Below are 1584 nucleotides of genomic sequence, written 5' to 3'. Positions count from 1 at the left end.
GGCCACCGGCGGCGAACCCGCCGACGCCCACCCGGCCCCGGCCACGCCGCCCGGCCACGCACCCGCCACCACGGCCACCGGGCAACCCGCCCCCGGGCCGACCAGCTCCGTCCCGCAGGCGCCGAGCCCCAGGCCCACGGCCACGCCGGAACAGCCCAGCCCCGCCCCCAAGCCCAGCCAGATCGAGCCCACCAGGCCCACCGCCCTGCCCAGCGCCACCGGCGTGGCCGACCGGCCGGCCACGCCCGGCGCGCTCAGCCCCTGAGCCGACCCCGGAGCTAACCCCGGAGCTGCTTCTCCAGCGGCGTACGGAACCGCGGCGTCACCCGCACCTCCCCCAGCCAGCCCGCCAGCCGCTCCGCCTCCGCCGCGACGGCCCGCTCCGCCTCCGCGCCGAGGTCCCGGAACAGCCGCCACACCACCTCGCCGTCGGCCCGCTGCGCCCAGCCGCCCACCACCTCGCCGCACCACCAGACCGTCGGCCCGGCGTTGCCCGCCCGGTCGAACAGCGCCGGCACGTCCTCCGGCCGCAGGTACCAGTCCCGCCCGCGCCAGCCCATCACCGCCGGGTCCAGCGCGGGCAGCAGCGCCGCCCACGGCTCCGGCTCCGCCACCGGCGCCCCGTCCCCCGGCAGCACCACGGCGGGCACCCCGCCGGCCAGCGCCACGTCCAGCGCCCCGAGGTCCGCCAGCGCCCGGCGGACGTCCCCCAGCGTCCAGCCCGTCCACCACTTCACGTCCTCGACCGTCGCCGGCCCGTACGCCGCCAGCCAGCGCCGCACCACCTCGGCCTTCGCCTCCCGCACCGGCACCTCCGGCCACTGCGGCACCGGCGCCCACGGGTAGCTGCTGCTCAGCCACGAACCGCGCGGACGGCAGCGGCGCACGTGCCCGTCCGAGGCCAGCAGCCGCAGCAGCCGGCTGCCCACGCTCTGCCTCGCCTCGTACGGCTTGCCCGGCGACATCAGCATCGTCTCGCGCAACTGCGGTACGTCCTCGGCGAGTTCCTTGGTCGTCGCCTCGCCGCGCCCGGCCAGCGCGGCCAGCACCTCGCGCTCCGTCGCCGCCAGCCGGGCCTCGTCCCAGCCCTCGGCGTGGTCCCGCAGGTGCTTCAGCAGCGTCGCCCGCTCCTTCGCCGCGATCGCCCGCGCCGCCGCCGAGCTCACGTACGGGGCGAAGCCCTCCGTCACCGCGAAGAGCGTCCGCCGCATCGACAGCAGCTTCACCAGCGAGACGTCCTCGTACAGCGCCCGGTCCACCTCCGCCGCCGAGGGCTCCGCCAGCCGCGCGCAGGCCGACAGGTACACCGTGGCCGCGTCCGTCGCGTGCAGCCCGACCACCGCGTCGGCCACGTCCTCCACCCGCGCCGCCCGCACCGACGGCGCCAGCGACTGCCGCCGCCCCAGCCTGGCCCGACGCTCCGCATCCCCGATCACCGGCGTGCGAGCCGGGCGTGGGCGGCATGCCCCGCCCGGCACCACCGTCACCTGGGTGGCCGAGGACTTCCTCCGCGCGGCGGGCGTGCCGGAGGCCGCGCTCCCGCTCTCCGCCGAGATGGCCTTCAGCGCGTCGCCGAGCGCCTTC

At 78.6% G+C, this 1584-nt stretch carries 1 protein-coding gene and 1 pseudogene; one reads left to right on the top strand and one right to left on the bottom strand.

All coding sequences use genetic code 11. The features are described from left to right. Positions 1 to 265, top strand: a pseudogene (locus ABZW03_RS40705) (hypothetical protein); the annotation flags it as partial. A 13-nt stretch (positions 266 to 278) separates the two neighbouring features. Here the strand turns inward: ABZW03_RS40705 and ABZW03_RS40700 are convergent. Beyond that, on the bottom strand, positions 279 to 1433 hold the full coding sequence (locus ABZW03_RS40700; protein ID WP_355269894.1) for a winged helix DNA-binding domain-containing protein: 1155 nt from the start codon (positions 1431 to 1433) through the stop codon (positions 279 to 281). Positions 1434 to 1584 lie beyond the last annotated feature (151 nt).

The sequence above is a fragment of the Kitasatospora sp. NPDC004799 genome (assembly GCF_040609095.1).
Classification (GTDB): Bacteria; Actinomycetota; Actinomycetes; order Streptomycetales; family Streptomycetaceae; genus Kitasatospora.
This window is presented reverse-complemented; position numbering and strand designations above follow the sequence as displayed.